Source organism: Flavobacterium suzhouense (assembly GCF_042684765.1).
GTDB lineage: Bacteria > Bacteroidota > Bacteroidia > Flavobacteriales > Flavobacteriaceae > Flavobacterium > Flavobacterium suzhouense.
Genome location: NZ_JBHUMD010000030.1, coordinates 22,872 through 35,950, shown reverse-complemented (window position 1 = coordinate 35,950; position 13,079 = coordinate 22,872). Strand labels below are relative to the sequence as shown.

Below are 13,079 nucleotides of genomic sequence, written 5' to 3'. Positions count from 1 at the left end.
TTTTTGTTGTGATTTTACTTTTTGTTAATGATATATAGGCTTAAATGTTAAAATTATTAAGAAAAATTTTATATTTTAGCTATTATATGTTTAAGGGTTAAAATCTTAATCAAATAGGGTTTTACCTAGTTCGTTAAGGATGTATAATTTCCAAATTTGAAAAGCCAAAAAAGAAGTAATCAATTAAAACTTTTATCAATATGAAACGAATTTTATTTTTAGTGGGAATCACGGCTACCCTATTTGTAGGATGTAAGAAAGAAAAGGATGAACCGAAGTCTAAGCCGCCAGTTCAGACTTCCTTAGAGACCGATTGTTCATTTTTCTCTGTGTTAGAGAGTATGACACCTGCCGAACGTGTAAACTGGTTAAAAGACAAGGAAACGGATATTTGTGAAAGTAATGATTATTTAGAATGTATAGGGGAAAGCCACCAATTAGATTCATTACACATTTCAATAGTCGAAAGTCAAATGGCAACTGCAAAAATTAAAACTTTTACATTACGTGAAATTTTAAATGAACAGGAATGTAGCTATAGTAAATATATAGCCTTTCATGTTGATTCTACTGGTGATATTAGTATAGATACTAATTCAGATTTTGATACAAACTATAGTTGTTATTCGCGTCCCTTATTTTATGGACTTCAGAAAAAACATAATTTGACGACTGCAACTGAATTCAAATTTTTTGAAGTTGATTTTGGCGGATCAATTGGAAAAACGGTTGTTTTTAAAATTGAAAATATAACGAATGCTTATTTTGATTATTCTCGATGGCCAACACTTATACCTGCAAAAAATCCACTATAAGATAAATGGAATTTTTAAATTATTTTAAGCCAATAAGTTTGTGTGTTTTAATTACATTCACAGTTATTTTACGCTTAAATTTAAATAAAATTGAAAATAAGTATTTATTTTCAATAATCATAGTTTGCCTTACTACAGAAATAAGTACTTATATTTTGGCTTTAAAAAATATGAGTATTGAACTAACATATAACCTTAGTTTTTTAATACATAATGGTTTATGGATAGTAGTTATTTCTCAACATTTTTTCAAAAAGAAAGCTGTAAGCCTAATACTTACAGTCTTTCTTTTATTAAGTAGCTTTCTATTATATATAGAAGGTTTTTACAATTTTAATTTTAATATATTTATTTTAGGAGCATTTATATATATATCAATTTTTATATATGAAAGCTTCTATCAATTGAAGAAAGAAAATTTCAAATTATTTAAATCAAATAACTATCTTTTACTATTTTCACCAGTGCTTTTTTTCTTTGGCTTGAGCTTTGTATTTGGATTTAAAAGCAAAGCTTTGGCAGATACAATTGTATTCGGTAACATTAGCCTTTATAATTTTATTATTTACTTCGTAAACATCATCTACTATACCCTTATAAACATCTATATTTACAGAGAAAGGAAATTTAAACATGCTTGATAATATTGCTTTTGGTATCGTTATAAGTGTACTGTTTGTTAGTTTAATAGTACTTTTTTGCGTGCTTATCATTAAGTTGTATATCCATAAAATAAAGAGTTATACTAAGCTCATCTACGAGAAAGACCTCAATTTCCAAAAAACGCTTAATGCGACAATTATGGAAACCCAGGAGCAGGTACTCAATAACATTTCGCAGGATCTGCACGACGATGCAGGGCAGCAGCTTACTTATATCAATTTTGTTGTTGAAAATCTTAAATACGATAACCCAGAACTTAACGAAGCACTTAACCCTTTAAGCCAGTCTATCGGAACTTTGTCTAAGTCGATACGTAGCATTAGCCATTCGCTTAACAGTCAGCTATTGGTGCAGGAAAGCCTTGTGAAAGCGATAGAGGCAGAGGTAGAGCGTCTTAAAAGCAACACTAAGTTGCAGGTTAACCTTATTTTGAGCGGTAGTCGCAAAAAATCTTTTGAAAGCGATGTAAAGATCGTTATCTACCGTATTTTTCAGGAGGTTATCAATAATGCACTGAAGCATTCCGGTGCATCGGTTGTGGATATCACGTTGAAAACAGAACCTTGCTTTGAACTTACTGTTGCTGATAACGGTAAAGGATTCATACCGGATAGCATTAATGATAGTAAATCAGGTTTAGGGCTTAAAAATATTGTAAAACGTGCCGAAATCATTAACTTTAAGGTCAAACTGGATTCGGCCCCTGGTGAGGGAACACATATAATCATTTCTGAAAAATAAGCCTATGGACAAAATTACTATTGGTATTGTTGACGATCATAAAATTGTAAGGCAGGGCCTAAGGGAACTCCTCGAGAAAATAAGTAATTATAAGGTTGTTGCTGAATTTGAAAACGGAAACGATTTTTTGAATGCTTTACCTATTGAGGATAAACCTAATCTTTTTATCATAGACTATTCTATGCCCGGACTGAATGGTGTAGAGGTGCTAAAAGTGCTGGAAGAAAAAGATGAGGAATATAAGGTGCTCTTGCTTACCCAACATTTTGATGAACAGATTATTGATGCTGCTTATCATCATGGGGCAAGAGGGTTTTTACATAAAAACTGTACTGCTCAGGACTTGAAATTCGCAATAGATAATATTGCAACTGTTGGTTACAACAATGTTGTTGAGATCCTTAAGCGTGTCAGGAAATATGATCCTTTTGCTAATACTGAGCCTAAGAGTGGGATAAAACTTACTGAAAGGGAGTATGATTTCCTGAGATTGGTTTGTGATGAAAAAGAGTATACTTACGAGCAAATGGCCGATATAATGAGTGTATCTGTAAAATCAATCGAAGCTTATCGTACTGCGCTTTTTGAGAAATACAACATTAAGTCTAAAGTAGGACTGGTACTGTTTTCATACAAGCACAAGCTTACTCCTCCATTTGCAGAGAAATAGTGTTAAGGGATAAGATAAAAGAAGATCCCGAAGAAGTGCAGGGCACTGCCTCCCAATACAAACAAATGCCAGATGGTATGGTTGTAGGGAATCTTTTCTTTTGCAAAAAAGTAAATCCCTATAGTATAACACAGTCCGCCTCCCAATAAGTAATAAAGAGCACCTGCTGCTACATTTTCTATCAGTGGTTTTATGGCTATAATTATGAGCCATCCCATTAATGCATAAAGAATGAGTGATAGTTTTTCAGATTTTCGCAATGGCGAAAATTTAAAGATGAATCCGGCAATGGCAAATGCCCATATAAACCCAAAGATGCACCATCCCCATATACCTTTCAGTCCTAACAGGGCTACTGGGGTATAGGTTCCTGCAATGAGTATGTATATGCATAAATGGTCGATACGCTGAAAAATGCGTTTCCATTTTAGTTTATACATGGCATGATATATTGTAGAAGCTGAATATAAAAGCACCAGGCTAATGCCAAATACAAGGGCAGCGGCAAGATCAGTTTTTGTTCCTCTGAAAGCAGCAAATCCTGCCAGTAGTATCAGGGCAGCTACAGATAGTAAAGCACCGGCACCGTGGGTAATAACGTTCCAGAATTCTTCCTGCTTTCTATTCTTTTTTGACATGTCTTAATAATAAGACTACAAAGGTAATGGTTCGCCTTTTTTACACATAATATCCAATTGCTAATATTTTGTTATAATCTAATAGCAAAAAGTATAGCTGTAGAAATTAATGTTTTATATTTTTGGGTATTAATCACCCAAAGCACCAATTAATATCCATGAAAATACGCTTACTGTTTTTAAGTTTCCTATTCATAACAACACTTTTTGTAAATGCACAGACTCTTAAAAAAGATATTGTAAGTCTCGACCTGAAAACACAGCTTGAATATTGCAAGGTACATACACTAAATACACTTACGGCACTTCCAAATGACGGGAAGTCGTTGCCACGAAGCATTCCGGCTAAAAGCAAAGAGTGGAACTATGTTGATTATAAGGACTGGACTAGCGGTTTCTGGCCGGGTCAGTTATGGTACGTTTATGAAACCAGTCATGATAAAAAGATATTGGCTGCTGCCGAAAAATATACAAACTATTTACTGCCGTTAACCAACACTAAAGCTGCCGACCACGATTTAGGGTTTCAGGTGTTTAATAGTTTTGGTAATGCTTATCAGCTAACGGGTAAAAAGGAATACAAGGAAGCTGTGCTCAGGGCTGCCGATACGCTTGCTACATTATTCAATGCGAAGGTTGGTACGATACAATCGTGGCCTCATGCTAAGTATGGCGGACATAATACCATTATAGATAATATGATGAACCTTGAAATGTTATTTTGGGCATCAAAACACGGAGGTAACAAAAAGCTATATGATATTGCTGTAAAACATGCCGAAACTACCATGCAAAATCATTTCAGGCCTGATTGTTCGGCATATCATGTTGTGGTTTATGACCCTGAAACGGGTCAAAAAATAAAAGGAGTTACAGCACAGGGATTGTCTGACGATAGTATGTGGGCGAGGGGACAGGCATGGGCTATTTATGGCTTTACGATGGTGTACAGGGAAACTGGCGACCGTAAATTCCGTGATTTTGCTCATAAGTTGGCAAGAGTTTATCTCGACAGGCTTCCAAAAGATATGATTCCTTATTGGGATTTTAATGATACAGACCCACAGGCACCAAGGGATGCTTCGGCAGCAGCTATTACGGCTTCGGCATTACTCGAACTGGCTACTTTTACCAAAGACAGTAAGCTGAAAAGGGAATATGAAGAAAAGGCCATGAAGATGATAACGGAGTTAACGAACCATTATCAGAGCCGCTATGAGAACAATGCATTGTTGCTGCATTCTACAGGGCACAAACCCGCCGGAAGCGAAATAGATTGTTCAATGATCTATGCTGATTATTACTATATGGAATGCCTGGCAAGGCTTGAAAAATTAATGTGGGTTAAGCGATTTTTTTAATGATGAAGTACAATACAATTCATAAAACAGGATTTAAGGTAAGCGATATAAGTTTTGGCTGTATGTCGCTTAAAAGCGATGGAACAGAGAACGATGCTATAATCAATAAGGCTATTGACGGAGGTATTAATCTTTTTGATACTGCCGACCTGTATGAGAAAGGAGAGAACGAAAGGCTTTTAGGAAATGCTCTCAAAGGAAAGCGTAAAGATGTTTTTATCTCAACAAAAGTAGGCAATCAATGGAGGAAAGATGGTAGTGGCTGGGACTGGAATCCGCGTAAGGAATACATTCTGAACGCTGTGGATGATAGCCTGAAAAGATTACAAACGGATTATATCGATCTTTATCTGTTGCATGGCGGTACAATGGACGACCCTATGGATGAATCCATTGAGACTTTTGAACGTTTGGTTGATATGGGCAAGATCAGAAGTTATGGTTTGTCGTCCATACGCCCTAATGTAATTAGAGAATTTGTGAAAAGGTCAAACATTGCAGCTGTAATGACCCAATACAGTTATCTTGACCGCAGGCCCGAAGAAGAAACTTTAGACCTATTGCTTAATAAAAATATTGGTGTTTTAGCCCGTGGCAGTATGGCCTCGGGGCTGTTGGTTGATAAACCTGCTTCGGATTACCTGAATCTTAAAGCTGCTGAGGTAGAAAAAATAGTAAATGAACTGAAAAATAACCTGCCGGAGGGCAGAACGTTACAGGAAACAGTTATGCGATATGTCAACGGTCATCCGGCAGTAACAACAGCTGTTGCGGGTATTCGTACACTAAAACAGCTTGAAGATGCTATTAATACGGCCAATACCTTACCTTTGATGGAAGAAGAACGTCAGCATTTACAGGCTTTATGGGCAGGTAATACGTATTCTGAACACCGATAACACTAAAAAGAAAGTCAGCTTCCCATATGGAAAACGTTGCTATTATAATTATGATGTTGTTTGGTATTGCCTTTTTAGGAATACTAAGTAATAAATACAATTTTCCTTTTCCCATAGTTTTAGTGTTATGCGGAATTATAATTAGTATAGTTCCCGGACTTCCGGTAATTGCGCTGAGTCCTGAAATTGTATTTGTAATATTCTTACCGCCATTGCTGTACCATGCCTCCTGGCATACAAGCTGGCATGACTTTAAGGGAGCTATTCGCCCCATAAGCCTTGCGGCTATTGGTTTGGTATTCTTTACTACATTGGCTGTAGCTGTTGTAGCGCATGAACTGATAGATGATATCAGTTGGCCAATAGCCTTTCTGATAGGTGCCATTGTTTCGCCTCCGGATGCTGTAGCTGCTACATCAATTACAAAAGGATTAGGACTTAATCCCAGATTGCTCACCATACTTGATGGGGAAAGCCTCGTAAATGATGCCAGTGGTCTTGTGGCTTACAAATATGCACTTGCAGCCGTTGCAGCAGGTAATTTCGTACTATGGGAAGCCGGTATTAACTTCCTTGTGGTGGCGGGCGCAGGTGTTGCGATTGGTCTGGCATTGGGGTATGCAATGTATCTTATTCATAAAAAGTTTGTTTGTGACCCGATCATAGAAGTGACGTTTACCTTCCTGACACCATTTGCATCCTATCTTATTGCGGAACATTTCCATTATTCAGGGGTGCTTGCGGTGGTGTCAACAGGCTTATACCTTTCTTATAGGGCGGGAGAGATATTCTCACACCAGAGCCGTATTATGGCAGTTACCGTTTGGGATGTGGTTGCGTATATTCTTAACGGATTGATATTTATCCTTATCGGACTCCAGTTGCGCCAGATCATGGATGGGATAGGAGAATATTCTATGACGTCACTATTGCTGTGGGGTGGCGCAATAAGCTTTGTGGTTATTATAGTACGTTTTTTATGGGTAATACCTGCAGCTATGCTTCCAAGGGTATTAAGTAAAAGAATACGAGATAACGAAGAATTCGACAGCCGCAATCTGGTGGTATTCGGATGGGCGGGTATGCGTGGTGTGGTATCTATGGCTGCGGCACTTGCTATACCGCTGACATTTAAAAATGGCGATCCTTTTCCTCATCGTAGTCTTATCATTTATCTTGTATTTTGTGTTATTGTATCTACGCTGGTATTGCTGGGACTAACATTGCCCTGGGTTATTAAGAAATTAAAAATTCAGCCCTATTCTATGTATGCGGAAGAATATGAAGTGCGCAATAATATCGTATCTCATGCTATTACCCATATAGAAGATAACTATTCGCTATTACAAGATGAATTACTGAATAATATTAAGAGCAAGTATGAGGTAAAATATAACCGACTGCAAAAGACTGAGCTTCCGGCACATTTTTTTGGTAACGGAGAAGTTTTGGCAACCAATATTTTTAACGAATATACCCAACTGCAGATAGATGTACTTAACGTAGAACGCAAAAAGATAGATGAACTGCATCGTCAGGGTAAGGCAAGTGAAGAGATACTTCGTAAGATTGAACGTGAACTCGACCTTGAAGAAACAAGGCTTAATATGGAGATGTATGAGGGGTAGTATATAAAAGAGTAAGACAATGGAGATAGAATATTTAAAGGAATTACAGAAAAATCCTTATAGATCTGGAAAGCTAGATTTAAATAATGAGCCTATTCCTGAATCAGAAATTATACACCTTGAACAATTATACAATCAGGGGAAAACTTTTCCAAAAGCATTGCGAGAATTATTGCATTTAGCTGGAAATTTTTGCTACGTCCTGGATTATGGAGTTAATGAATCTCAAGAAGAATTGCAGGAATATGTTCGTGAGAAACTAGACTTTCGGAATAAAATAATTTCAAGACCTTTTTTTGTTATTGATATATATAATGTAGGAACTCAATGCTTATTTGTTTACCTTGATGAAGGTAACAATCCTCCAGTCTATGAAGGTTTTTACAGTGATAAGACATCTGAATGGATTCGTTTAATTTCATATAGTCTTTCTAAATATATTGATACTCTTTTGGTAGAGGTAAAAGAAGGTAAAAATCCTTTTTAATTATTTAACTTATCATCCAAACTCCATTTGTAGTTTTCTATAGCCGAAAGCAAAAACGCAGCAGCACTGCATACAAATACTGAATAGTTAAATGGAGACCTATATCCGGCAAAGAACAGCATACTTAAAGCAAAAGTAAGGGTTAAGAAACCGCTGCCTATGGCTGCATATTTTGTTTTGTAACCGATGATAAGCTGTATGCCGAAAACTACTTCGGCTACAGAAGCAATACCTCCCAATACATTGGCAACTGTTCTGCTCAGATAGGGCATAAGAGAATTGGTGTAATCTACAAAATTACTCCAGTTACCCCAGCCTACATTTGGTTCTCCGGGAAGGCCAAGCATTCCAAGACGATCCATTACCGGAAGTATGAAACCAATGCCTAAGGCAAGGCGTAAATAAAGCTGAAATGAATTTTTCATAATTGACAGGTATTTGTTATGAGGCAAAGTTGAGTTTTTGCTGTTTCAAAAAACTTAATCCAGATTAAGAAATGATGTATACAATTGGTCATTTTTAACTAAAATTTGTCTGCTGTTTTTGCTGAGCCAATTCAATAATGTGATAATTTTATAGGCTATGGAAGCAAATAACAAAAAAGGCTTCATATTCAGGCAATATGAGGCTCCCTATGTGTCTCCGTTTGATAAACTCTTTGAGATCTTTACCGAACTTATTACCTATACTTCAGGCGACCTTGATGAAGCCCTGGACTGGCTGCGACAGCTGGACAAAGAATATAAGCTTACCGACGAAAATTATACCATAGACGACTTTATTGAAGACCTTAAAAAGAAAGGTTATATAAAAGACGAAACTAAGGACGATGGTTCGGGCGGATTAAAGATCACAGCAAAGACTGAAAGGTCTATCAGACAGCAGGCACTAAACCAGATTTTTGGGAACCTGAACAAAAGCGGATCCGGGAATCATAAAACCAAGCATGCCGGTAGTGGCGATGAGCATACCGGAGAATTCAGGGAATATCATTTTGGCGACGGCCTCGATAGGATTGCCCTGACCGAAAGCCTAAAGAATGCACAGGTAAATAACGGTGTGGATAGCTTTATGCTTACAGAGAACGATCTTATTGTTGAGGATTCTCATCATAAAGCGCAAATGAGTACCGTGTTGATGATAGACATCAGCCACAGTATGATATTGTATGGGGAAGACCGCATCACTCCTGCCAAAAAGGTTGCTATGGCACTTGCTGAGCTCATCACGACCCGATATCCTAAGGATACATTGGATATACTCGTTTTTGGTAACGATGCATGGCCTATTGCCATTAAAGATTTGCCATATCTTCAGGTTGGACCTTTCCATACCAATACGGTTGCCGGGCTTCAGTTGGCTATGGATATGCTGCGCAGAAAACGTAATACCAACAAGCAGATATTTATGATTACTGATGGTAAGCCAAGCTGTATCAAGGAGAAGGATGGAAGCTACTATATGAACAGTAACGGGCTTGATGAGTATATAGTAGACCAATGCTATAATATGGCAGCTCAGGCACGAAAACTGCATATACCTATAACCACATTTATGATAGCTAACGACCCTTACTTACAGCGATTTGTAAACCATTTTACAGCAGCCAATCAGGGTAAGGCATTCTATACAGGTTTGAAGGGACTTGGTGAGATGATCTTTGAAGATTATGAGACCAACAGGAAAAAAAGAATCAAATAAGAATTTACAGAAAAGGAAAGATGAATACAGAAAAGATAAAAACACTTGGTGACTTAAAAAAAGCCGGGTATAAGAGCATTAGCATTAAGGACGAACTTAGGAATAACCTCAGAACCAAAATAAGCAAAGGCCAAACTGTTTTTGAAGGGGTATGGGGTTTTGAAAATACCGTAATACCCGAACTGGAACGCGCTATTTTATCACGCCATAACATTAATCTGTTAGGGCTACGAGGCCAGGCAAAGACCAGATTGGCAAGACTAATGGTTAACCTGCTTGATGAATACATTCCGTTTGTGGAGGGTTCTGAGATAAATGACGATCCGCTTAACCCAATTTCACGCTATGCAAAATCACTTATTGAAGAAAAAGGTGATGATACACCAATAAGCTGGCTGCACCGAAGCGAACGCTTTTATGAAAAGCTGGCAACGCCGGATGTAACGGTTGCCGATCTGATTGGGGATATTGACCCTATCAAAGCGGCTAATCTGAAACTATCGTATGCTGACGATCGTGTTATCCATTTTGGGATGATACCACGTGCGAACCGTTGCATCTTTGTTATTAACGAGTTGCCCGATCTTCAGGCGAGGATTCAGGTGGCATTATTCAATATTCTTCAGGAAGGAGATATCCAGATTCGTGGTTTTAAAGTGCGTATGAATCTTGATCTGCAATTTATATTTACGGCTAACCCCGAAGATTATACCAACAGGGGAAGCATAGTAACGCCGCTTAAGGACCGTATCGGTTCTCAGATACTGACACACTATCCTGAAACCGTTAAGATAGCAAGGACAATCACCGAGCAGGAGGCAAATCTGGACGGACGCCAGAGTGAGTTTATACACGTACCTTCATTAGCAAAAGACCTGTTGGAGCAGATTAGCTTTGAAGCCCGCGAAAGCGAATTTATCGATTATAAAAGTGGAGTGAGTGCAAGGATGAGTATTACTGCATTTGAGAACCTGCTTAGTACTGCCGAGAGAAGAGCATTACGTTCGGGTGATGATAAGACATCAGTTCGTCTTTCTGATTTTATGGGAGTTATTCCGGCAATAACAGGAAAAGTAGAGTTGGTATATGAAGGAGAACAGGAGGGAGCTGCTGTTGTAGCAGAACACCTGATTAGCGAAGCGGTGAAAACATTATTCCCTGATTTCTTCCCTAAGATAGAGAAGCTTGAAAAGCAAAATGAGAAAGGTCCTTACCAGGAAGTTATAGACTGGTTCTTTAACGAGAGTGGTTTTGAGCTTCCGGACGATGCGTCGGATAAGGACTATAAAAAACTGCTGGATTCAATTATCCCCTTAAAGCAAGTAGTACAGAAGTACCAGCCGAATGCTGCTAAAGAAGATCAGTATTTCTTAAAAGAATTCATCCTTTGGGGCTTATCAGAGTTCAAAAAACTAAGTAAGGACAGATATACGGAAGGATATCAGTTTAAGGATCTTTACGGAAGTTATATCAGCAAAAACCTTTAATAGAAAAAGCCGGCTACTAGCCGGCTTTTTTTAAATGGTCTCAATAGCCATTATTTTTTCTTCAAATACTTCTTTATAGTCAGATTTACTCTTTATCCTTGTTTTATAGGTATAAATAGTGGATACTGAAAGTTCAAGGAATTCGGCCACCTGATTGCTGTCCTGTATTCCCAAACGGTATAATGCATAAATACGAAGCTCAGTATTCAGTAATTCGCCTTTTTTAACGATTGTCCTGTTGTCCGGAGGGAAAAGAGCATTGAAATCAGAAATGAATGAAGGGAAAAGCCTAAGGAAGATCTCATCGAACTGATGGAAAAGACTTTCTCTTTCCTTTTTAATGTTGTAGCCTTTAAGACTGGTTAATACTTCATCGGTCTTTTTTGAGATTATCTTTTGGATAGTACTTTTTTGTAAATGATCCAGTTTATTGATGAAATCGGATGTTGCCCGAATAAAATAGGCAATATATTCTTCTTTAATTGTGTTAGCCTCGCTCAGGCTTTTATTCATTTGCTGAAGCTTTTCAAAAGATTCTGCCATTGCTTTTCTTGAGGCATTACGTTCTTTAAGCTGTTTGAATATAATAATAAGGAAAAGGATGATTATGAGTGCAAGAACCGTTAGTAGTATAACGATCTTTTCTAATAAGTCATTTTTATCGTTTACCTTATTAAGTTGTGCTTTTTCAATAATTGGCAGTATGGTCGATATCTCAATCTTGCGATGTCTTGCATCATAAAAGGTCGCATCGTCCATAGCAAGGTTAATATAATGATTAGCCTTTTCAAGATAGCCTTTCTTGAAAAGTTCGTTTGCCAGGTTACGCAGCGCTACCGTTTCTTTAGTTGCATTCTTAACGTCGGCGATAGCGGCAAGAGCAAGATAGTAAATGGCTTTATCATTATCTCCTTTTTCAGAATAGATATATCCGAGTGATGAGGTGGCTATGCCATAATATTCGCGTGGTAATTTATAATTATTTACCCAGTAACTAAAGGCCTCTTCAGTACCCTTCCAGTCCTGTTGCTTTAGTCTTTTAAGACTTTCTGCAGCCCAGTAATCATTAGTGTTTTTTTCTACAAGAGATATAGCTTTTTCTAACAGCAGGTTTCCTTTTTGAATGTAGTTTATATTATAACGCTGATCTTTAGTGTAATCGGCAAGATCATAATATGCACGGGCCTTTACTGAGTAATAATCATATTGGCTTTTGGCATCCAGGCCTCCCAATTCAACACTGTTAAGGGTGTCAATGGCTTCTTTGAAGAGCCCTGAAGACAGAAGCACAAATCCTTCCTTTATCTTGGTTTTTGAAAGCAGCTGAGTGTCTTTTAAGATATGCGCCCTTGCCTTTGCCGATTCAATATAATAATAAGCGGAGTCATATTTGAAGGATTTATATTCTTCAAACAACTTCATGTAGTCGTGATACAGATTAAGATTGTCTTTACTTAAGGTGTATTTATGAACGTCCCTTTTTAATTGTCTTATGCGTTCATATTTCTGTTTTATGAATACTTCTTTTTTTAGAAGGGCATGATCGAGACTGTCTAAGATAGGGTCAATATCTTTTGCAGAAACTGAAAAAGTAAATAGTAGAGTGAGTAAAAAGTAAACTTTTTTGTGCATTTTATAGATAGGGTGTTTTTGGACTAATGGAAAAAACAGCTTCAAAAAAATCAAATCTGTTTTTGAGTTTTCTATTTCGTTAATTACCTGAATTACCAAATATTTACGTAAATCAAGGTCTTTTTTTTAACAGAATTATTTTAGCTGTTAAATATACCGTAAAAACTTTAAATTCCTTAAAAAAATAGTAGTATATATGATATATGTAAAAAAATAACCCGATAAATTTTACATATTGTCATTTATTTAATGATTAAATAGGCTGTTTTTATCTAAATTATATCTTGATTTTTTTAAAGATGACTGTTTTTTAATTGTCTGTTAAACAGTTATTTAATCTTAATTATAACGATATAG

Annotated in this window: 12 protein-coding genes; 9 read left to right on the top strand and 3 right to left on the bottom strand. The window is 37.0% G+C overall.

Features of this window, described 5'->3' with window-relative positions; genetic code table 11:
* The first annotated feature begins 200 nt into the window (after positions 1–200).
* From ACFSR3_RS15955 to ACFSR3_RS15945, 3 genes are all read left to right on the top strand, one after another.
* Positions 201–815 (top strand): hypothetical protein, encoded by a 615-nt coding sequence (locus ACFSR3_RS15955; RefSeq protein WP_379822401.1) that lies wholly within the window; start codon positions 201–203, stop codon positions 813–815.
* 633 nt (positions 816–1,448) lie between these two features.
* Complete coding sequence (locus ACFSR3_RS15950; RefSeq protein WP_379822400.1) at positions 1,449–2,219, top strand: sensor histidine kinase; 771 nt, start codon at positions 1,449–1,451, stop codon at positions 2,217–2,219.
* A 4-nt stretch (positions 2,220–2,223) separates the two neighbouring features.
* Positions 2,224–2,889, top strand: coding sequence for a response regulator transcription factor (locus ACFSR3_RS15945; protein ID WP_379822399.1), 666 nt, complete (start codon positions 2,224–2,226; stop codon positions 2,887–2,889).
* A 2-nt stretch (positions 2,890–2,891) separates the two neighbouring features.
* Here ACFSR3_RS15945 and trhA read toward each other — a convergent pair whose 3' ends face one another.
* The gene (trhA, locus tag ACFSR3_RS15940; protein WP_379822397.1) at positions 2,892–3,527 is read right to left on the bottom strand and encodes a PAQR family membrane homeostasis protein TrhA; all 636 of its coding nucleotides are present in this window, start codon (positions 3,525–3,527) and stop codon (positions 2,892–2,894) included.
* Between the two features lie 158 nt (positions 3,528–3,685).
* Here trhA and ACFSR3_RS15935 point away from each other — a divergent pair, with 158 nt between their 5' ends.
* From ACFSR3_RS15935 to ACFSR3_RS15920, 4 genes are read left to right on the top strand one after another with little or no spacing between them, the layout of a single operon-like run.
* A complete protein-coding gene (locus ACFSR3_RS15935; protein WP_379822395.1) occupies positions 3,686–4,888 on the top strand; it encodes a glycoside hydrolase family 88 protein in 1,203 nt (400 codons plus the stop codon).
* Positions 4,888–5,787, top strand: coding sequence for an aldo/keto reductase (locus tag ACFSR3_RS15930; protein ID WP_379822394.1), 900 nt, complete (start codon positions 4,888–4,890; stop codon positions 5,785–5,787). The genes ACFSR3_RS15935 and ACFSR3_RS15930 overlap by 1 nt, the downstream gene beginning before the upstream one ends.
* A 26-nt stretch (positions 5,788–5,813) precedes the next feature.
* Entirely contained in the window at positions 5,814–7,415 is a 1,602-nt protein-coding gene (locus ACFSR3_RS15925; RefSeq protein ID WP_379822392.1) for a Na+/H+ antiporter, read from the top strand.
* Positions 7,416–7,434: 19 nt separating this feature from the next.
* Positions 7,435–7,902, top strand: coding sequence for a hypothetical protein (locus ACFSR3_RS15920; protein ID WP_379822390.1), 468 nt, complete (start codon positions 7,435–7,437; stop codon positions 7,900–7,902).
* Here the strand turns inward: ACFSR3_RS15920 and ACFSR3_RS15915 are convergent.
* Entirely contained in the window at positions 7,899–8,327 is a 429-nt protein-coding gene (locus ACFSR3_RS15915; RefSeq protein WP_379822389.1) for a DoxX family membrane protein, read from the bottom strand. The two genes, ACFSR3_RS15920 and ACFSR3_RS15915, sit on opposite strands and share 4 nt — an antisense overlap.
* Positions 8,328–8,484: 157 nt before the next feature.
* On the opposite strand from ACFSR3_RS15915, the gene ACFSR3_RS15910 reads away from it, so the two are divergent.
* Together ACFSR3_RS15910 and ACFSR3_RS15905 are read left to right on the top strand one after the other, a co-directional pair.
* Entirely contained in the window at positions 8,485–9,603 is a 1,119-nt protein-coding gene (locus ACFSR3_RS15910) for a vWA domain-containing protein (protein ID WP_379822388.1), read from the top strand.
* A 20-nt stretch (positions 9,604–9,623) separates the two neighbouring features.
* Positions 9,624–11,090 (top strand): magnesium chelatase, encoded by a 1,467-nt coding sequence (locus ACFSR3_RS15905; RefSeq protein ID WP_379822387.1) that lies wholly within the window; start codon positions 9,624–9,626, stop codon positions 11,088–11,090.
* A gap of 30 nt (positions 11,091–11,120) precedes the next feature.
* Here ACFSR3_RS15905 and ACFSR3_RS15900 read toward each other — a convergent pair whose 3' ends face one another.
* Complete coding sequence (locus ACFSR3_RS15900; RefSeq protein ID WP_379822385.1) at positions 11,121–12,722, bottom strand: DUF6377 domain-containing protein; 1,602 nt, start codon at positions 12,720–12,722, stop codon at positions 11,121–11,123.
* Positions 12,723–13,079 lie beyond the last annotated feature (357 nt).